This is a genomic window from Massilistercora timonensis, assembly GCF_048354975.1.
GTDB classification, from domain to species: domain Bacteria; phylum Bacillota; class Clostridia; order Lachnospirales; family Lachnospiraceae; genus Massilistercora; species Massilistercora timonensis.
The window spans coordinates 1-18,402 of the sequence record NZ_DBGCJQ010000100.1; the positions used below are offsets into that span (position 1 = coordinate 1).

An 18,402-nucleotide genomic window follows, 5' to 3' on the forward strand; every position below is an offset into this window, starting at 1 on the left:
AGATAGACTTGCCGGAAGCCTAACGCCTGACCTATCCGACACAGCCCTAAGTGCCGGATAGGAACGGCAAAATTTTTTACACTTCTATTACTTCTTTATCGCACATTAGCAAAGGCGGCAGGCATATCGCCACATCTTACGCCGCCAGAGAATCTGGTAGTTCTAAAGCCTCCTGTTCAGAGGCAGAAATCAACTGCTTGTAACTATGTGAACGCTTCGTTATAATGAAGAAAGGAAGAAGCCTATGCGAAATGAACTGGCCGGAGATCTTTCTCTGGCGGAAGGAAAGAACCAGTACGACAATCACGTGAAACGAGTACTGGCAAACAAGATCATCCTGGCATGGATCTTAAAGTATGTTACGGAAGAATTTGCAGATATGCCTGTGGAGGAGATCAAATCCTGTATCGGATCAGACATTGAAGTGTCTGAGGTGGGAGTTCTGCCAGGCAGAAGTAATCAATGGAAGGCAGAAAAGATTAAAGGAGAAGCGCAGGAAGATGCAGTCCCCGGGGAGGGGGAGATTTACTACGACATCCGTTTTTCTGCATATCTTAAGTTGCGGAAGGAACGGATCAAGCTACTGGTCAATGTAGAGGCACAGAAGGCATTCTATCCTGGATATTCTCTTACAACCAGAGGCGTCTTCTATGGGGCCCGTATGATCTCGGCCCAGAAGGGGACGGAGTTTGCCGGAAGAGATTATGATAACATCCGTAAGGTGTACAGTATCTGGATCTGTATGAATGCGCCGGACTATATCGGGAATGCGATCTCTACGTACCGGATGTGCAAAGAGGATCTGATTCCCGGGATCCCGGATCAGAGAGAGACTTATGATAAGCTGGCAGTGGTGATGGTGTGTCTGAATCCAAAGTCAAAGAAAGGAGATCCTCTGACGCGGATGCTGGGTGTGCTTCTGGCACCTGGAGTCCGGGCAAAAGAAAAGATCCAGAAATTAGAAACAGAATTTGCGATACCAATGGAAACGGAAACAATAGGAGAGGAGTTGAACCAGATGTGCAATCTAAGTGATTATGTAGAAGAAATCGGAATACAAAAGGGAATCGAGCAAGGAATCGAGAAGGGGATCGAGCAGGGGATCGAGCGTGGCAGAGAGCAGACGCTGATCTGCCAGATCGAGAAGAAGCTTGCGAAAGGGATGACGGTCCCGGAGATCGCGGATGCACTGGAAGAGACGGAAGAAACCATCCGCAGGCTCATTGACGGGATGAGATAAAACGATATTTGCAGGGGGGAGATGATTGTGATAAACTGCAAGAAGGGAATACGAAAAGGAGAATTGCGGTGGCAGGGATAAAGGATGTGGCAAAACGTGCCAACGTTGGTGTGGGCACGGTTTCCAGAATGTTGAACAACAGCGGATATGTGGCGGATGCGACAAGAAAAAAGATCGAAGTCGCCATGAAAGAATTGAATTATACGCCCAATGAACTGGCCCGGAATCTGTATCACAAACGGACAGGGATCATCGCGGTGCTTGTGCCGAATGTTCTGAACCCTTTTTTTGCGGAGTTTGTTGACTATGCGGAGGCGGAATTGTATGAGGCGGGGTTCAAAATGATGGTCTGCAATACGGTGAAGGAGAGCAATGCAGAGCTGGAGTATCTGGATATGCTGAACCGCCACATCGTAGACGGCGTGATCACTGGTGTACATTCCCTGGACGTAAAGGAATACCAGAAGGTTAATAAACCTATCGTAGCCCTGGACCGATATCTGGGAGAACACATTCCTGTTGTGGCGGTGGATCATAAAGAGGGCGGACGCCTGGCTGCAGAGGAGCTGATCCGGAGCGGGTGCAGGAAGATCCTTCATTTCCGTGGTTCGGAGATCGTTGATTCTCCGTATCATGAGCGGCATATTGAATTTGAGCGTATCATGAAGGAACACCATATCCCGACCTATACTTACGATATGGAGTGGAACCGTTTGGATCTGGCATATTATAAAGAAGTTGTGCAGGACGTTTTCTCAAAAACAGAGGATTTCGACGGCGTGTTTGCCGTGGATGCACTGGCCATTGAGTGCATGAATGAGACGATCCGGCGGCATCGGAAAGTGCCGCGGGATGTAAAATTTGTTGCCTATGACGGTACTTTTATCACAGAACTGTCGGAACCCCGGATGACGGCAGTGGTCCAGCCCCTGGAAGGGCTGGCCAGGGAGTCTGTACGCCTGTTGACAGATCTGATCAACGGAAAAGAGTACCATGACGAGGCGGTGTTGCTGGGAGTGGAGCTTAGAAGGGGGAAGACAACTCTTCCGTAAAAAAGGAAGATATATTTTTCTGGATGATACTCAAAGTGTACAAAAAGGGAAGAGCAAAATTAGATAAATTACACAAAAACGAATGAAAACAAGAGAAATTATTGACAAATCTGACAGCCTGATTATAATTAGATTTAAGAAAATAATTTTAGTTTATGATTATGTGGAACGCGTTCCATTAAGGAGTTAATCTGTTGCTTTTCTTTTTTTAAAAGAAGATGGAACGGGTTCCACATTGGAGAAAAAAAGATATGGGATGTATCATTTCAGGAGACCTGTGAAAGCGAGGACGTCCTGAATATGATCATTATATAAGTCCTGCGAAGAGCTTTCGGGGCAGTTGCAGATCAAAAAAGCCGGCGATGATCTGCTATGCTGCCGGGGCGAAAAGCAGGAGAAACATGTTAACAAAGCTACAAATAAGGAGGAGAATGATGAAAAAGAAATTGCTCAGTATTTTGCTTGTGACAGCGATGGTAGCAACGATGGCAGCCGGATGCGGCGGTTCAGGAGACAGCGCTTCTGAATCCGAAGAAGGCGGTGGAAACAGTATCACGGTTCTTGTAGAAAGCGGATCTCCTGCCGAGGCTCTTGCAAATGAGACGGCAGCGGATTTTGAAGAAGAGACCGGATGCAAAGTGATCGTGGACGCAGTGGCCTATACAGGAATGTATGACAAGCTTTCCACAGAGATCAAGGCCGGAGAAGCAGCACATGACGTTGCTTGCATGGACTTTGTATGGCTGGCGGCTTTCGCAGATGCCATTGAGCCTGTGGCGGACGCAGATACCAGCGACTTCCTTCCCACACTGGAAGAAAGTGGTACCATTGACGGAAATCTTCTTGGATATCCGATGTGGACAAACTGCAAGATCCTGATCTACAGAAAAGACATTATCCCTGAGGACAAAGTGCCGACCACATGGGATGAGTATAAAGCAGTTGCAGAGGAAGTGGCAACAAGTGATATGTATGGAACAACCGTACTGGGAAGCGGTTCCGACGCCGTATGCTCTTACCTTGACTTCGCATGCCAGGCTGGCGCAGAAGGACTTGTATTTGACGCAGACGGAAATGTAAATATCACAACCCAGCCGTATGTAGACGCCATGAACTTTATGGTAGAGACGTCAGGTGCGGATTATACCCCGTCTGACGCGCTTGCAACAGCAGCCACAGAGTCTCAGGAACTGTTCACAAACGGAAAAACAGCAATGCAGATCAACTGGAGCCATCAGTATCCGGCAGCAGTAGAAGCACTTGGCGCCGATAAGGTAGGCTGCGCACCGATGATCGCAGGAAGCGCGGGAATCGGCGCAACAACAGGCCCCTGGTATCAGTGTGTAATGAAAAATTCTGCAAACAAAGAAATGGCACAGCAGTATGTAGAATATATGTATGATCACAATGCCGACTATATGGATCTCACCCTGAAGATCGCAGGAAGAACCTCCGTATATGAGGAAGCAGGTCAGGAAGCCGGAAACGAACATACAACCGCAGTACTTGAGACACTGGAAGCGGCTCAGTCCCAGCCAAGACCGATGGTATCCACATGGGCACAGATCGAAGAGACTCTGATCGGAGTTGTAGAGTCCTGCCTTGGTGGAGCTGACGTAAATGAGACACTGGAAGCAGCACAGGCTGAAATCGAAGCGATTGGAAAGTAAAACGGAAGCTGATTCCTGAATGATTTGACTGACAGAGGGCGTTCCCTGAGCAAGGACCTGATCCTGGGGCCGCCCTCTGTTTTAAAAAAGGCGGTAGACATATGAGATTGATTTCGAGAAAAACATTGTTGTTATTCTTTTTGCCGGGCGCGATCTTCATGGGCGCGTTTCTGATATATCCGATCATCTCCATGGTTATCGACAGTTTTTTTGAGATCGGGATTACCGGGGAAAAGACGTTTGTTGGATTGGAAAATTATATCCGTGCTTTCACGGCAGGCGGATTTTTGAAGCAGTTAAAGAATACATTTGTTTATATTTTGATCGCAGTCAGCGTAGAGACTGTGATCGGGCTTTTGTTTGCGCTGTTCTTTGAACTGAACTACAAGGGCAGCAAAGTGATCCGGGCGTTGATGATGGCGCCGCTGATGATCGCGCCGCTGGTGGCAGGACTTACCTGGAAGCTGATGATGAGTTCCAGTTTTGGTATCGTCAATGAGCTTCTGACTCGTGTGGGGATCCTGGCCGAGAGCGGCGATATCCTCTGGCTGGCGGACACCAAATGGTCGCTCCTGGCATGCTGTATCGCGGATATCTGGCTGACGGTGCCGTTTATGATGCTGATGTCGCTGGCAGGCTTGCAGGGCCTGGACTCCAGTGTTATGGAGGCGGCGAAGATCGACGGGGCAAATATGTTCCAGCAGATTTTCTATGTCAAGCTTCCCATGATCAAGCCGGTGCTTCTGACAGCCCTTTCTGTCCGGATCATCGACGCAGCCCGGACATTTGACATTATCTGGGCAATGACTGAGGGCGGGCCGAACAGTTCGTCCGAGACCTTGAGCATCGTGATCTATAAGACGCTGACGCGATACAATGACATTGGATACGCAAGCGCAATGGCAGTCGTCTTTATTGCAGCGCTGGTGATCTTTACGCTTGTTTTCATGCAGAGCCTGTGGAATCCGAAGAAAAAGGCAAACTAACAGTGGGAACAGGAGGAAACGAAAGTGAAAAGAAAAGGTGAACTATTTAAAAAAGTTGGAATCTTGATATCAGTCGTTCTTACTGTGTTCTGGCTGATCCCATATATTTATGTGATCTGTTGCTCTTTCAAACCCGGCGCGGAAGTGATCGCAGTACCGCCGAAATTCTTCCCGGAGATGTTTTCTGTAGAAAATTTCACGGGTCTGTTTGAGCGGATGGATGCACTGCAGTTTCTTGTAAACAGCCTGACGGCGGCTGTGTGCAGCACGGTCATCGCGCTGATCCTGGGCGCGCTTGCGGCGTACGCCATCCAGCGCTCCGGGGCGAAGCTCTCCATTGTACTGATCGTGCTGATCCTCTGTCTGAAAATGATACCAACATCCAGTATCGCGGTTCCAATCTATGAGCTGATCTGTGATCTTGGGCTGTACGATACAAGGATTGCGCTGATCATCGTTTATGCGGCGGTGAACATGCCCTTTGTCATGTGGACCATGCTCAGCTTCTATGAAGGGATTCCCACAACGCTGGATGAAGCGGCTTATGTGGACGGGGCAAACAGCCTCCAGACATTCCGGCGAGTGATCCTGCCCATCTGTACGCCAGGGCTGGCCACGGCATTTATCTTTACATTGTTCCTGGCCTGGAATGATTTCCTGCTGGCGCTGCTTCTGACCAGTACCAATGCCAAGACATTTACGGTAGGACTTGCAGGATTTTTGTCTGCCTACAACCTGGACCTGGGACCGATGTGCGCGGGAGCGTTCCTGTTTAGCTTCCCGGTTATGATCATCTCACTGGTGGCGCAGAAATACATTGTCCAGGGAATGACCGCAGGAGCGGTAAAAGGCTAAAGAGGAAGAGGAGAAGTTTATGTCGAGAGAACTCATGCAGCAAAGAATCGAACAGGCACAGATCGAGACTGAACAGAAAAAGGAAATGGTGCAGGCAGGTCCCATGAGGCAGCATTATCATTTTATGCCTCAGACCGGGTGGCTGAATGATCCTAACGGCCTGATCTTCTATAAAGGGAAATATCATTTTTTCTTTCAGTGGAATCCGTACAGCGGTTTCTGGGATTTTATGCACTGGGGCCATGCGGTCAGCGAAGATCTGCTCCACTGGGAGTATCTGCCGCTGGCGCTGGCTCCCAGTGAGGAGTATGATGATTACAGGAAGGGCGGCTGTTTTTCCGGAAGCGCGATCGTGCATGAGGGGAAACTGTTTCTGATGTATACCGGGGTGACTAACCGGGGATCAGGAAATATACAGACCCAGTGCATTGCGTACAGTGAGGATGGGATCCATTTTGAGAAATACGAAGGAAATCCGGTGATCCTTCCGCCGGAAGGAGTGGACGGACAGCATTTCCGGGATCCCAAGATATGGAAACACAAAGACAGCTATTACATGGTGTGCGGGGCAAGCTGCAATAACCGGGCGCAGGCTCTTTTGTACCGGACGGAAGACATGCTGCACTGGACCTATGTCAATGTGCTTGCAGAGAGCCGGGGCGAATGGGGTTACATGTGGGAATGTCCGGATTTCTATCCGCTGGAGGATAAATATGTCCTTATGTGTTCCCCTATGGGGGCAGGAGACCGGAAGGCTGTATATTTCGTAGGAGATTTTGACTATGATACAGGCCGGTTTGACTGGGATCTGTCCGGGGAGATCGACTGGGGGATGGATTTTTATGCGCCGCAGTCTTTCGAGGCGCCGGACGGAAGACGGCTGATCGCGGCCTGGGCCAATGAATGGGAATGCATGCCTTTCTGGAAAGACTGGGGGCCCACTTACCGGGAGGGCTGGTGCGGATTCTTCAACCTGCTCCGGGAAGTGCGGATGCTCCCGGATCATACCCTGCAGTTCGTTCCGGTGAAGGAACTTCAAAAACTGCGGGAAGAAGAGTGCTGCGAAGACCGGATAGAACTGGGAGACGCAGAAGAAAAAGAATTGAGAGCCGGAGACGGGATTTCCTTTGAAATGCAGTTTGCCATCGACCTGGAAGAGACACAGGCAGAAAAAATAGAACTGGACCTTCGCTGCGGCGAGGGCAGGCAAACCCGGTGTATGATAGACTTAAGGCAGGGGACCTTAAGCGTGGACCGGTCCCGGGCGGACGGATGGAGCGCGGGAGTTTCAAGAAGCGTGCTGTTCCTGAAGGGGAAGAAAGAACTGGATATCCATGTTTTCTCGGATCAGAGTTCGGTGGAGATTTTTGCGGATCAGTATCAGAATAATCATGCAAATAATATTTATGCAGGAAACGGGCAGAACAAGATCCTGATCCGCGCTGCCGGAGGCCGCGCAGTGATCAGAGGATACAGATCCTACGGTCTGAAAGAGTGTTTCAGATAAAATAGAACATAAAGGAGAAATGGCAGATATGGCTGGCACAAATTATTATGACGTAACAGAATGGCATGTGGGAGATCCCTATGAGGATATCGGTCAGGTGATCAACAGCATAATCGATGATGTGAAAAAGCGCCAGACGGAGAAGGATGTCCGGGAAGGCGGAAAACCGGGAGCAGTGATCTATATCCCGGTGGGAGATTATCATCTTCGCACCCAGGTAGTGATCGATATCAGTTATCTGAAGATCATGGGATCCGGCCACGGATTTACTTCTTCCAGCATTCGGTTCAATGTTCCGGAAGACGAGATCTGCGGACTCCATGAATTATGGCCGGGGGGCAGCCGGATCCTGGTGGATCTTCCCGCAAAGGAAGAGGGCGGAGAGGAAGCCCAGGCTGCATTCTATGTGAAGCGGGAGGGAAGTCCGCGGATCAGTTCCGTGGAATTTGAAAATTTCTGTATCGACGGGCTGCATTTTGTGGATGACGGAACCGGAGAGCCCAACCCGGAGAACACCTATGTAAATGGAAAGACCGGGATCTATGTGGCGGGGGCGCAGGATTCTTTCCGCATCACAGGGATGGGATTTGTTTATCTGGAGCATGCCATTACGATCTACCATGCAGATGCACTGAGTATTCATGACAATTTTATTGCAGAATGTGGAAGCTGTATTGAACTGCGTGGATGGGGACAGGCCTCCAAAGTGACGGAAAACCTGATCGGCGCGGGATACAAAGGATATTCTATCTACGCACAGAATTTTGGAGGGCTTCTGATCTCTTCCAACAATATTTTCCCCCGGGGGAAGAGCAGCGTGCATCTGGACGGGGTGGCGCGTTCCATCGTGACAGGGAACCGTTTTCATTCCTTTTATCCCGGAATGCTGGTGCTGGAAGGAAATTGTGCGGAAAATCTGATATCGTCCAATCATTTTTATCGTTCCCGGGAGCCCTGGCCGCCGATGCGTGCACATGGAAACGGGCTTGATGACCTCTACGGGCTTGTGTATATCAGTGGAAATCATAATGCGGTGACAGCGAATCATTTTTCTGAGATCCTTGATGAAGAGTATATTGTGCCGGCGGGAGCAAAGCCGGTGATCATCCGGATCGGGGCGGGCAGGAACAACTATGTCTGCGCCAATCATATCGCTGCGCTGACAGAAGCGGCTGAAGAGTCAAAGGAGGCTCAGGATGCCTGCTATTCCGCTCAGGTAGAGGCAATGCTGAGTATCGCCAGAGCAAAAGAGATTCCAGTGACAGCGGTACTGGTGGAGGAAGAGTCTGTGCGCAATACCATTCTGGATACCGGAACGGAAGAAGCGTGTGTGCTTGACAGAAAAGCGAACGCATTCCGGGCGATCCCGGAGATCGGAGATTGTTAAAAAAGGAACTGGGATAAAGAAAGAAGAGAGAGGCATCAGGGGGCCCGCGTAGGGCGTCCTGATGTTTTTTCTTGTGGTTTTACAGGCGCTGTGTTAAATTAATTCTGTAAATCAGACAGAACGGACGCGGGAGGGAGCAGGAAATGTGGTTAGGTGTGGATTATTATCCGGAGCAGTGGGAGGATTCCCTATTGGACCAGGATCTGGATACCATCTGTGAATTAGGCTGCAATGTGATCCGGATCGGGGAGTTTGCCTGGCACCGGATGGAGCGGTCGGAAGGCGCATATGATTTCTCGTATTTTGACCGGGTGGTGGAGAAGGCAAGAGAAAAAGGACTTGCCGTGATCATGGGAACGCCTACGGCGGCGATCCCGTCCTGGCTTGCCAAAAAGCATCCGGAGATCCTTTCAGAATCGGAAAACGGACAGAGGCGGGTTTTTGGCGGGAGACATGTGCATTGTTTTAACAACCCGTATATATATGAATATTCAGAGAAGATCATCCGGGCTCAGGCGGAACATTTCAAGGGAGAGAAAGGGATCGTGGCCTGGCAGATCGACAATGAGCTTGGGCATGAGGGCAGCGACCTCTGCTGGTGTCCCCGGTGCCATAAGGCATTTCAGGAATTCCTGAGAGAGAAGTTCCGGGGCGATATCGGGCTCCTGAATGAGACGTACGGGACAGCCTTCTGGTCTCAGGAGTATAATGACTTTGACGAGATCCCGATGCCCAGAGAGACCATCACAACACATAATCCGTCACTTCGGCTGGACTGGGAACGGTTTCGAAGTGAAAGTATCGTGAAGTTTGCAAGATTTCAGGCAGAGCTGCTTCGTGAGATCATCCCGGGGGCTGTGGTGCTGCATGATTTCCCGGGAGGGGGGCTTGGGAAGCATGTGGATTATTCCCGGGTGGCAAAGGAACTGGACCGGGCGGCTTATAATAATTATCCGGTATGGGGAGGCCAGAGGGAACCGCTGCCACCCAATGAGATCGCCTTTGGGCTGGACTATATCCGGGGCTTAAGACAGGAGAATTTCTGGATCACAGAAGCGATCCTGGGGGCACAGGGACATGATGTGACAGGGTATGCGCCCAGACCGGGGCAGGCAAGATTGTGGTCCTGGCAGGGAATGGCCAGAGGATGTGAATCTCTGTTGTATTTCCGGTACCGGGGAGCGCTCAAAGGAGCGGAGCAGTTCTGTTACGGCATTCTGGACGGGGACAATGTGAAGCGGCGGAAGTTCTATGAGGCACAGAAATTTTTCCGGGAAGTACAGGAATATCAGCACGCACTGGAGACACCGGTAAAAAGCCAGGCGGCCATCGTGTATGATTATGATTCGCTGGCAGCTTTCCGGATCCAGCGGCAAAGCCCCATGCTGGATTGTGAGAAGGAAATGAAATGGTTTCACAAGATTTTCTATGATGGGAATGTGCCGGTGGACGTGATCCCGGCCGGGAGTGATCTCCTGGGATACCGGGTAGTGATCCTGCCGGTAATGATCATTGCCAGGCCGGATATTCAGAAGGAGATCAGAAGATTTGCAGAGAATGGTGGAACCGTGATCATAACGTTCCGGACTTTTGTCAAAGATGAGGACAACAACCTGGTATTTGGGAAAAAGATCCCTTTGGATTTCCAGGATGCCGCCGGCGTCTGTGTGGCTGAAACGGAGAGCCTGCAGGAAGGGCAGGAATTTCCGCTGGAAGGAGAAGGAAGATATGCCGGTGTCAACGGGCATGGCGGTATTTTCCGGGATATGTTGGAGACAGAAGGCGCAGAAGTGCTCTTTCATTATCAGGATGCGTTTTACCGGGAGTATGGAGCGGTGACCAGGAAGCAATGCGGGAAAGGCAGCATTTATTATCTGGGATGCGGATTGGAAGAGGAACTCCTGCGACAGGTGATGGCAAAGATCTGGGAGGAGCAGGGAATCTGTTGTGAGGAATCTCCGGAAGGGGTGGAGATCGTATATCGGGGAAGTAAAGATCACAGAATCCGGATTACCCTGAATCACAATGCCAGGGAAGTGGAAATGGACGGTGTGGTACTTGCTCCTTTTGAATGCAGGATCGAGGAGGAACAGGAGGATTCTGCAAAAGGCGGAAGCCCTATTGCGGGATCCGGCTGTCGATAAAGAGGCAGATCAGGATCAGCCCTGCGCCCAGAAGGCCCAGGCCGTTCAGGGTCTCGCCCAGCAGAAAATAGGCCACCAGTGCAGTCAGGATGGGCTGGGTGCACTGGAGCATAGAGACGGTGGATGCACTGAGGTGCGCCACCGCTTTGTTTTGCAAAAGATAGGCGGCGATGGTGCACACGCCTGCCAGGTAGAGGACCACCAGCCAGGCTTCCGGCTTTGCGGCCGCAAGGACGGAGGTGTGGTCGAAAAGCAGAGCCCCGGCGAGGCTCAGGATCATGGTGACGCCGATCTGTACTCCCGTGACAGAAAGCACGTCCATTTGGGCAATAGCCTTCTCGCCGAATACCAGGACGCCGGCCAGGCACAGGGCGTCCAGAAGCGCCAGGGCTTCGCCGGGGCCAAAGGAAAAAGCGCCGGTATTGCAGCACAGCAGGAACAGTCCCACAATGGTCACAAGCTGTACCGGAAGGTGCCGCCAGGCATAGGGATGGCGGAACACCAGGGAAAACAGAAGGGGGGCGAACAAAACCGGCAGGGACATGATGAAGCCTACGTTGGTGGCGGCGGTAAGATCAAGGGCCAGGTTGCAGGAGATATAGGCCCCTGCACAGCAGAGGGCGGAAGGCAGCCAAAGGGTCCAGGAAACTTTCCGCAGCTGAGAGAAGAGCCGGCGGCCAAAGAAAAGGGCAAACAAAAGAAAGGCAAGAGAGAACCGGGCGGCCAGAAGCCACAGCGGCGTAATGCTATGGTAGGCCACTTTGGTCAGGGGATTGCCGATCCCGTAGACCAGGCTCTGGATCAGGATAAAAGAGATATAAAGGGCTTTTCCTGAATGTGTCCTGGATTCAGGCATGGCTGCCTCCTTTCCGGTCTCTGGTCCGTTGGTGTTGGATCAGATCCTGGTTAAAAGCTGAGGAAGGTCTTTGAGTGCATGGAGTTCATAGTCCGGCTGGATTCCGGTCTCGTTGGCAGCAGAGGATGGGTGGAACCAGATGGTCCGGATCCCCGCGTTCACGCCTCCCTTGATGTCAGAAGTCAGGCTGTCTCCTACGATCACGGTCTCTTCCTTTTGAAAATCCGGGATCCGGGCAAAGCAGGCGTCAAAGTAGGCGGCGCTTGGCTTGTCTGCACCCAGATCTTCTGAGATAAAGATCCCCTGAAAGTAAGGTTGGATCCCGGAGCTTTGCAGCCGGCTTTTCTGTACGGAGGCTGTGCCGTTGGTGACCAGATAGAGGCGGTAGTTCCCGTGGAGTTCCTGGAGAAGTTCTTCCGCCCCTTCTATGAAGTAATGGCCGATGCCAAGCTGGGTTTCGAAGATCCGGGCGGCTTTCCCGGGATCTTGCCGGATGCCAAGCTCCTCAAAGAGCAGCTGATACCGGCGGAGCTTTACCTCCTGGCGGGTCAGTTGTCCCAGCTCCAGAAGCTTCCACTGAGCCAGGTTCAGCTGGCTGTAGCGGGTCACGACAGCCGGGGAGGGATCGACGCCCAGTTCCAGCAGAGTGCGGCGCACCGCCAGGGCTTCTGCCTTGTCAAAATCAAATAAAGTATTGTCCAGGTCAAATAAGATGTTGCGGATCATAAGGGTCCCTTTCTGTAAGATGTCTATGGATTACAGCTTCCGCAGGGCTCATAGCCTCGTTCCACCAGTGTGTCCCGGTCGCCGGTGAAGGTTTCTTTATTTTGGGGCTTGATATCTGCGACGCCGGAACAGTCGGGCAGATGGAACTTCTGGGTGTTCTTGTTCAGAATGTAGGTACGGGTCTCTTCTTCAGAAGAAGTGTCTTCTGAGGTGGTCTCGTCAGAATCCGGTTCTTCCGCAGGGGCGGCGTCCGGCACCGGGCGGGTCTGGGGGTCTCCGGCGGGGTCGCCCCGCTGGCTCTCGCCATCGGCATAGTCGATCACAACGCCGGGCTGGATGTTATAGACGTAGACATTGAAGGAGACCCCGGCGCCGTTATCTTCCACAGACAGGGCTTCCATCTGTACGCCGGAGGCCACCAGATTGTCGCCGTCGAAGATGGGGGTGACCCGGTACAGTACATGGTTATCCGTTTCGCGGACATACTCCGCCACTTCATTTTCAAAAGGAAGCATGCCGTCCACGTTCATAAAGCGGGTGCCGGTGATCAGATTCTCCGGGTTGGCATTCTCCGCGGTAAGCTGGAAGCCAATCAGGTGGCAGCGGTTGTAGAGATAATTGCCATCCACGCCCTCATATTTTACCGTGTGCCAGCCGGTGGGCTTGATCTGGCCGATGGATTCCCGGTCTTCTGTGGGCATAAGATCCTGGCCCACGCAGGCCAGGGCGACCCCGCAGCGGCCCAGAGAGTCCAGATCGCTGTAGCTTTCATAGGACTCCGGTTCCAGGTCTTCTTCTGAGAAATCCGGTTCATTTCCGGCTACTTCAACATAGGGTTCTCCTTCGTAGGCCGGCACGTCTTCCAGTTCGGAGGCAATGGGAGGGCGCTCTGCGAAGGCACCGCAGCCTGTGGGGAAGAGAGCCGAGAGGATCAAAAGGCCCAGAAGGAGGTAGGTTCGAAAGATTTTCCGTAAATTCGTCATAAAGATTCTCCAATAAAAGCAAACGTTTGTTCGATAAAATAACTATAGCATTTCCAAAAAGGGAAATTAATTAATAATTATAACAGATTTTAAAAATATGCGCCACCCCCTCTTGACATGGGTGTTATAATACAGTTGTAGCAAGAAAACCTACTTAACGACCTGCCAAATGTGAAGGCCTGCTAAGCAAATCAGATTTTTGGAGGAAGAGACAAATGGATACTTTAAAAGCTGAAAAAAGAAGTATGGACATCAAGGCAAAGAAATTAAGAAGGGAAGGTTTTGTTACCGGCAATGTATTCGGAAGAGACATGGAAGGTTCGATTCCGGTCAAGATGGAGAAACCGGCAGTGGAACGTCTTCTGAAGACCAGCGGAAAGGGAAGCCAGATCCTGCTGGATATTGAAGGGCAGACGATGAATGTGCTGATCAAGGAAGTGGATTTCAACGGTCTGAAAGGCCGGGTGGACGAGATGGATTTCCAGGCGCTGGTAAGCGATGAAAAGGTACATTCCACAGCAGAGATCATCCTGATCAACCATGAGAAGGTGAACACCGGGATGGTGGAACAGCATCTGCATGAGGTCGCGTACAAGGCATATCCGTCTGCGCTGGTAGATAAGATCCGGGTAGACGTGGGCGACATGAAGCTGGGAGACGTGATCAAGGTGGGAGACCTGGAGATCGCATCCAATCCGGAGATCGATCTTACTACAGATCCGGAGACAGCGGTTGCAAGCGTGATCGAGATCCACTCCGGAGCGGCAGATACAGCAGAAGAGGAAGAAACGGCAGAATAAACCGGCAATGTATGTTTGCGGAAAAACATGTTCGCGGAAAAACCAGGAGCGGCAGCCTGAGATCAAGGCTGCCGCTCCTGGTTTTTTAGGTGGGGACGTGGTATTTTTAAAAATACCACGTCCCAGATTGAAAATACCCTGTCCCTTTTTGGAAAATTTCTGGTATGATAGGTTTATGGCAAAAATAATCTATATTAATGAAATCCCTGTTACAATCGAATACCGCAGGGTGAAAAACATCAATCTTTATCTGAAACCGCCGGAGGGACAGGTGCTGGTGACAGCGCCCAGGCAGGTGCCGGTGAGTCGGATCCGGACGTTTGTGGAGGAAAAGGAGCGCTGGATCCGGAAACACCAGGAGCGTATGCGGGCCGCGGCTGTGAACCGGGAGGCGGAGCCGGAACTGACCCGGGCGCAGCGGCAGGTTTTGCAGGAGAAGGTAGAGTTTTACGCCCAAAAATGGGAGCCCCGGATGGGAGTACATGCCTCCGGGTGGACCCTTCGGAAGATGAAGACCCGCTGGGGAAGCTGTACGGTGGGCACCGGCAGGATCCGGATCAATACAAGGCTTTATTATTTTCCGGATGAGATCCTGGAATATATTGTGGTACATGAATTATGCCATTTGATCGAGCCAAGCCATGATAAGAGATTTCAGGCTTATATGACCCGATTTCTGCCAGACTGGAAGAAAAGGCGGAGGCAGATGCGGGAAGGGCGGTTCAATTAGGGACAGGGTATTTTCAATCTGGGACGTGGTATTTCTGAAAATACCACGTCCCCAACCAGACAGGAGGAGAAGAGATGAACGAAAATCGGATCAAGCGGAACAGGATGTTGGGTGAGACGATCATCAAGGGGCTGGAGTCCCGCAACATGGAAGGCTACTACGTGGAGTCGAAGGAGGAGGCGCTTAAGAAGGCGCTGGAGCTGATCCCGGAGGGGAGTTCGGTGAGCTGGGGAGGATCTATGTCCATCGCGGAGATCGGGCTGAAGGATGCGATCCGCCAGGGGAACTACACGGCCTATGACCGGGAGGGGGCGAAAAACCCGGAGGAGAAGCGGAAGATGGAGCTGGCAGCCTATGACTGTGATTTCTTCCTGTGCAGTTCCAACGCCATCACGGAGGACGGCATCCTGGTCAACATCGACGGGAACAGCAACCGGGTGTCCGCCATCTGCGCGGGACCGCGGAATGTGCTGATGATCGTTGGGATGAACAAGGTGGCAAGGGATGTGGAAAGCGCGATGTCCAGGGCGCGGAACGAGGCGGCGCCCATCAACGCCCAGCGGTTTGGGCTGTCAACGCCCTGCAGCAAGACGGGAGCCTGTTTCGACTGTAAGATCCCGGATACCATCTGCTGCCAGTTCCTGGTAACCCGGTATTCCAAGCGGCCGGGGCGGATCAAGGTGATCCTGGTAAATGAAGAATTAGGTTTTTAAAATGTTGACTTCACAGCGGGCATTTGTTATAATAAACGAGTGCCCGATAAGGCGCAGTAGCCAAGTGGTAAGGCATGGGTCTGCAACACCCTGATTCACCGGTTCAAATCCGGTCTGCGCCTCTTAAGGAAACCCGAGAACGTTACGTTCCCGGGTTTTTTCATTTCGGAAACAGGTATAAAATCCGTTCTCTCCGTCCATTCTAATCAGAAAAGACGGGAGAGTGGACGGCATGGGAAGAAAGGCTTCGCAAGGGGAAAAGGAGCTTCTGGCGGCGGCTCTTGACAACCGGGAGTTTTGTGTCTGGTATCAGCCCCAGGTGGATATGGAGACAGGTAAGATCGTGGGCGCGGAGGCGCTGGTGCGCTGGCAAAGGCCGGGGAAGGGACTGATCCTCCCCGGCCGGTTCATCCCTGCGCTGGAGGAGAATGGCCTGCTGCCCCTTCTGGACTGTGAGGTGCTGCGCATAGTCTGCAGGGATATCCGGGAAGCCCGGGAAGGGGGGATCGATCCCGGCTGGGTGTCGGTCAACCTGTCTCAGCTCCACGCCGGGCACTACAGCGGGGAAATGGTGGGACGGCGGGCCCGGGAGGCAGTGGCCCGGGACCGGCTCCGGTTTGAGCTGACAGAGACCGCTCCCAGCCCGGAGGGCTCCGGGGAAATGCTGGATTTTGCCAGAAGACTGCAGGAGCAGGGATTCCAGATCGCCATGGATGATTACGGCACCGGGAATTCTACCCTGAAACTGCTCCATCAGATCCCCTTTGACATCCTGAAGCTGGACCGGTATTTTGTCAGCCGGATCGGAGCAAAGAAATCTGAGACTATCCTTAAATCTACCATCAACCTGGCAAAAAACCTGGGGATGAAGGTGGTGGCGGAAGGGGTGGAGACCAGGGAACAGATGGAGTTTCTCCTGGGGCACGGGTGCAGGCTGGGCCAGGGATATTATTTCTCCAGGCCTCTGGAAAAGGAGACTTACTTCGCCTGTCAGAAAGAGGGAAGGAAGCTGCCCTTTCAGGCGCGGGAACCTGGGAAGGGAGAAGCATGAGACGGCTGTACCGGCGCCTGGCGTTCCTTTACTTTGTGTCAGCCCTGCTGTTTGTCCTGATCTTCGGCATTCTTTTGTACCTGCGGGGACGGAAAGAAAATGAAGAGTATTTAAGCCAGCTTCTGGAAAGTGTGGACCACAACCTGGAGGAGGCCACCCGGGAATATGAGGAAACGGTAGAGCGGCTGGGTGAGGAGTATGTAACCCACGCCCGGGAGACGGCGTATATTCTGGAAAATGATCCAAAGGCGGCAGAGCTTTCAGCTCTGGAAGCCTTTCGGGAACTGCTGGGCGTGGGGGCCGTCTCTTTGCTGGGTACGGACGGGAAGATCCTGGTCAGCACCGAGGAAGAACTGGTGGGAACCCGGGAGGAAGAGCAGGTGATGGCCGAGCTTTTGACGTCGCCCGGGGCTAAGGGAGCTGTGGTGCAGGTGGATGAGCCGGACTTCTGGGAGCAGCCGGCCTATTTCTATGTGGCGGTGCCGGTGGAATCGCCCCGGTTCGCGGCGGTTCGCCTGGACAGGGATATGGAGCAACTGGGGCTGTCAAGCGGCGCCCAGCGGGTGCAGGAGGTTCTCAGACAGGCTACCACGGAATATGATACCAGTATCTTTGCAGCCGGGAAGGCCCGGGGGCTGGTCATCGGGATCACGGAAAACAACCGGCAGGACATTAGGATCCGCACCCTGAGGGAAGGGAGGGAACTGCTGGATTATCTTGAAGGCCTGCCCTTAGGCGAGGCGCTGGTCATGGAAATCAACGGGGCTTATCAGAGTACCGTGTTAAAAGAGCGGCATGACATGTATCTGGCTGCATTTACCGGGATGGACCGGGTGGCGTCGGATGTGTTTGCCACCTTTGGCGCCGGCCTGTCGGCAATGGCGGTGATCAGCGGGGTCACGATCCTTATGGTGCGCATGTTTATCCGCAGATATCTGCTGGATCATTTCCGGCAGGTGGAGGAAGGGATCTATAAGGTCCTGCGCAGCGGGCGGGGATCTGGGGCCGGAGACAGCCAGATCCCGGAGCTTAAGCCTCTGATGGAGACCATCTCCCGGCTGGAGCGGGAATATGTGGATAAATCAGAAGGAATGCTCCAGATGGAGGACGCCCTTCTGACCGCCAGGAAGGAAGCCCAGTACGACCGCCTCACCGGTCTTTACAACCGGAATGGATTTGAGCGAAGGGCGGAGGAATTTCTGGAACAGGGGGACCGGCAGGGGATGTTGCTCCTCTTCGACCTGGACAATTTTAAACGGGTAAATGACGGGGAGGGACACCCGGCGGGGGACCGGCTGTTGATCTGTTTTGCCCGTTGTCTGTGCAGGGTGTTTCGCAGGGAGGATGTGATCGGACGGCTGGGCGGGGATGAGTTTGCCGTGCTTATCCAGGGTCCCTTGTCCCGGGAAATGATTGAGGAGCGGTTCCGGATATTTTTTGAGGAACTTCACGCCGCGCTGGGGGACAGTTATGAGAAGTACCAGGTCTCTGCCAGCGCAGGGGCGGTGGCTGTGGACGGCAGCCTCCAAAAATATGAGGAACTGTACCGGTGCGCGGATACAGCTCTTTACATCGCCAAATATCTGGGGAAGGACCGGTATTATATCAATAGGAAGAAGGTTGCCTGCATGCGGCGGGAATGTATTGGCTGCCGCGCGGATTGCCCCCGCAGCCAGATCCTGAAGGGGAAGGAGTGAGAAGA

The 18,402-nt window shown here is 52.5% G+C and carries 16 protein-coding genes and 1 tRNA gene; 14 read left to right on the forward strand and 3 right to left on the reverse strand.

What is annotated here, in order from left to right; translation table 11 throughout:
* Positions 1-244 precede the first annotated feature (244 nt).
* From ACML7B_RS08675 to ACML7B_RS08710, 8 genes are all read left to right on the forward strand, one after another.
* Positions 245-1,240 (forward strand): hypothetical protein, encoded by a 996-nt coding sequence (locus tag ACML7B_RS08675; RefSeq protein WP_418540658.1) that lies wholly within the window; start codon positions 245-247, stop codon positions 1,238-1,240.
* 68 nt (positions 1,241-1,308) lie between these two features.
* Positions 1,309-2,292 carry a LacI family DNA-binding transcriptional regulator gene (locus ACML7B_RS08680; RefSeq protein WP_418540659.1) on the forward strand — a complete coding sequence of 328 codons (984 nt, stop codon included), beginning with the start codon at positions 1,309-1,311 and terminating at the stop codon, positions 2,290-2,292.
* Positions 2,293-2,726: 434 nt separating this feature from the next.
* The gene (locus ACML7B_RS08685; protein WP_106789237.1) at positions 2,727-3,962 is read left to right on the forward strand and encodes a sugar ABC transporter substrate-binding protein; all 1,236 of its coding nucleotides are present in this window, start codon (positions 2,727-2,729) and stop codon (positions 3,960-3,962) included.
* Between the two features lie 101 nt (positions 3,963-4,063).
* A complete protein-coding gene (locus ACML7B_RS08690; RefSeq protein ID WP_106789236.1) occupies positions 4,064-4,948 on the forward strand; it encodes a carbohydrate ABC transporter permease in 885 nt (294 codons plus the stop codon).
* Positions 4,949-4,972: 24 nt separating this feature from the next.
* The gene (locus ACML7B_RS08695) at positions 4,973-5,803 is read left to right on the forward strand and encodes a carbohydrate ABC transporter permease (RefSeq protein ID WP_106789235.1); all 831 of its coding nucleotides are present in this window, start codon (positions 4,973-4,975) and stop codon (positions 5,801-5,803) included.
* Between the two features lie 19 nt (positions 5,804-5,822).
* Entirely contained in the window at positions 5,823-7,310 is a 1,488-nt protein-coding gene (locus ACML7B_RS08700) for a glycoside hydrolase family 32 protein (RefSeq protein WP_418540661.1), read from the forward strand.
* Between the two features lie 28 nt (positions 7,311-7,338).
* Positions 7,339-8,697: a right-handed parallel beta-helix repeat-containing protein gene (locus ACML7B_RS08705; protein WP_418540662.1), complete on the forward strand. Its 1,359-nt coding sequence runs from the start codon at positions 7,339-7,341 to the stop codon at positions 8,695-8,697.
* Between the two features lie 143 nt (positions 8,698-8,840).
* Positions 8,841-10,841 (forward strand): beta-galactosidase, encoded by a 2,001-nt coding sequence (locus ACML7B_RS08710; RefSeq protein WP_418540664.1) that lies wholly within the window; start codon positions 8,841-8,843, stop codon positions 10,839-10,841.
* Here ACML7B_RS08710 and ACML7B_RS08715 read toward each other — a convergent pair.
* From ACML7B_RS08715 to ACML7B_RS08725, 3 genes are read right to left on the reverse strand one after another with little or no spacing between them, the layout of a single operon-like run.
* Positions 10,816-11,697 carry a DMT family transporter gene (locus ACML7B_RS08715; protein WP_418540666.1) on the reverse strand — a complete coding sequence of 294 codons (882 nt, stop codon included), beginning with the start codon at positions 11,695-11,697 and terminating at the stop codon, positions 10,816-10,818. The two genes, ACML7B_RS08710 and ACML7B_RS08715, sit on opposite strands and share 26 nt — an antisense overlap.
* Before the next feature lie 39 nt (positions 11,698-11,736).
* Positions 11,737-12,423, reverse strand: a complete 687-nt coding sequence (locus ACML7B_RS08720; protein ID WP_418540668.1) for a YjjG family noncanonical pyrimidine nucleotidase — start codon at positions 12,421-12,423, stop codon at positions 11,737-11,739.
* 23 nt (positions 12,424-12,446) lie between these two features.
* Positions 12,447-13,406 carry a DNA/RNA non-specific endonuclease gene (locus tag ACML7B_RS08725; protein ID WP_418540670.1) on the reverse strand — a complete coding sequence of 320 codons (960 nt, stop codon included), beginning with the start codon at positions 13,404-13,406 and terminating at the stop codon, positions 12,447-12,449.
* A 215-nt stretch (positions 13,407-13,621) separates the two neighbouring features.
* On the opposite strand from ACML7B_RS08725, the gene ACML7B_RS08730 reads away from it, so the two are divergent.
* From ACML7B_RS08730 to ACML7B_RS08755, 6 genes are all read left to right on the forward strand, one after another.
* Positions 13,622-14,206, forward strand: coding sequence for a 50S ribosomal protein L25 (locus ACML7B_RS08730; protein WP_418540672.1), 585 nt, complete (start codon positions 13,622-13,624; stop codon positions 14,204-14,206).
* A gap of 175 nt (positions 14,207-14,381) precedes the next feature.
* Entirely contained in the window at positions 14,382-14,936 is a 555-nt protein-coding gene (locus tag ACML7B_RS08735; RefSeq protein ID WP_418540674.1) for a M48 family metallopeptidase, read from the forward strand.
* Between the two features lie 74 nt (positions 14,937-15,010).
* The gene (locus tag ACML7B_RS08740; RefSeq protein ID WP_418540675.1) at positions 15,011-15,649 is read left to right on the forward strand and encodes a lactate utilization protein; all 639 of its coding nucleotides are present in this window, start codon (positions 15,011-15,013) and stop codon (positions 15,647-15,649) included.
* Positions 15,650-15,699: 50 nt separating this feature from the next.
* Positions 15,700-15,771: transfer RNA gene (locus tag ACML7B_RS08745), tRNA-Cys, on the forward strand.
* 110 nt (positions 15,772-15,881) lie between these two features.
* Complete coding sequence (locus tag ACML7B_RS08750; protein WP_418540676.1) at positions 15,882-16,700, forward strand: EAL domain-containing protein; 819 nt, start codon at positions 15,882-15,884, stop codon at positions 16,698-16,700.
* Positions 16,697-18,397, forward strand: a complete 1,701-nt coding sequence (locus ACML7B_RS08755; RefSeq protein WP_418540678.1) for a diguanylate cyclase domain-containing protein — start codon at positions 16,697-16,699, stop codon at positions 18,395-18,397. Before ACML7B_RS08750 ends, ACML7B_RS08755 begins: the two co-directional genes overlap by 4 nt.
* Positions 18,398-18,402: the final 5 nt, after the last annotated feature.

Excerpts from the sequence above, each read along its gene's own strand:
- ACML7B_RS08675 (WP_418540658.1), top strand. The coding sequence starts at position 245 with ATGCGAAATGAACTGGCCGGAGATCTTTCTCTGGCGGAAGGAAAGAAC.
- ACML7B_RS08685 (WP_106789237.1), top strand. The coding sequence starts at position 2,727 with ATGAAAAAGAAATTGCTCAGTATTTTGCTTGTGACAGCGATGGTAGCA.
- ACML7B_RS08690 (WP_106789236.1), top strand. The coding sequence starts at position 4,064 with ATGAGATTGATTTCGAGAAAAACATTGTTGTTATTCTTTTTGCCGGGC.
- ACML7B_RS08700 (WP_418540661.1), top strand. The coding sequence starts at position 5,823 with ATGTCGAGAGAACTCATGCAGCAAAGAATCGAACAGGCACAGATCGAG.
- ACML7B_RS08705 (WP_418540662.1), top strand. The coding sequence starts at position 7,339 with ATGGCTGGCACAAATTATTATGACGTAACAGAATGGCATGTGGGAGAT.
- ACML7B_RS08710 (WP_418540664.1), top strand. The coding sequence starts at position 8,841 with ATGTGGTTAGGTGTGGATTATTATCCGGAGCAGTGGGAGGATTCCCTA.
- ACML7B_RS08715 (WP_418540666.1), bottom strand. The coding sequence starts at position 11,697 with ATGCCTGAATCCAGGACACATTCAGGAAAAGCCCTTTATATCTCTTTT.
- ACML7B_RS08720 (WP_418540668.1), bottom strand. The coding sequence starts at position 12,423 with ATGATCCGCAACATCTTATTTGACCTGGACAATACTTTATTTGATTTT.
- ACML7B_RS08725 (WP_418540670.1), bottom strand. The coding sequence starts at position 13,406 with ATGACGAATTTACGGAAAATCTTTCGAACCTACCTCCTTCTGGGCCTT.
- ACML7B_RS08730 (WP_418540672.1), top strand. The coding sequence starts at position 13,622 with ATGGATACTTTAAAAGCTGAAAAAAGAAGTATGGACATCAAGGCAAAG.
- ACML7B_RS08735 (WP_418540674.1), top strand. The coding sequence starts at position 14,382 with ATGGCAAAAATAATCTATATTAATGAAATCCCTGTTACAATCGAATAC.
- ACML7B_RS08740 (WP_418540675.1), top strand. The coding sequence starts at position 15,011 with ATGAACGAAAATCGGATCAAGCGGAACAGGATGTTGGGTGAGACGATC.
- ACML7B_RS08750 (WP_418540676.1), top strand. The coding sequence starts at position 15,882 with ATGGGAAGAAAGGCTTCGCAAGGGGAAAAGGAGCTTCTGGCGGCGGCT.
- ACML7B_RS08755 (WP_418540678.1), top strand. The coding sequence starts at position 16,697 with ATGAGACGGCTGTACCGGCGCCTGGCGTTCCTTTACTTTGTGTCAGCC.